Here is a 545-nt window from a genome sequence, read left to right on the forward strand (position 1 = left end):
ATACAGGGGCCTATATCGCCAGACTCTCGATGCGACTCAGCAAGTCACGCGGATGACATGCCTTGCCTGAACAGTGCAGACGACCAGACGGCGTAGATCGGTGTCAGATGGCTATGATAACAACTGGCCGCGATCTCTCTGACTTCGGCATCATCCGACCCTTCGGCCATTGCCAGGAGCTGCTCGTCGACCACATAGCGTGGCCTGACTGCGACGGCTGCACCGAAGCGCCGCACAAGCGCGTCCGGATGATCGAGCAGCCACCGTATCCCCTTGGTCGTTGCCCTGAAGTGCTGACCATGAGCCTTTGCCAGGATCGGGAAGGCCGAGTCCGGACGCAGCGTGGCAGCATTTTCCACCGCGAGCCGTAACTGCCACCGGCCCGCGAACCGGATGAACTCGGTTGCTCTCCATCGAACGCCGGCATGCTCGTCATCCAGCCGCAGCATGACGCGACCGAGAATGGCGCCATCCGCAGGCGTCGTGCATCCCAGAAGCGCCTCGATTGCGTCGAACCGGATGCCCGAAACTTCACTGTCGAGCAG

Annotated in this window: 1 protein-coding gene; it reads right to left on the reverse strand. The window is 61.7% G+C overall.

Going from position 1 to position 545, the window contains the following annotated elements:
* Positions 1-44: 44 nt before the first annotated feature.
* On the reverse strand, positions 45-545 hold a 501-nt coding region (locus ACXJ7R_RS36020; RefSeq protein WP_457155929.1), incomplete at its 5' end, for a hypothetical protein.

It is taken from the genome of Mesorhizobium sp. P5_C1, from assembly GCF_054049815.1.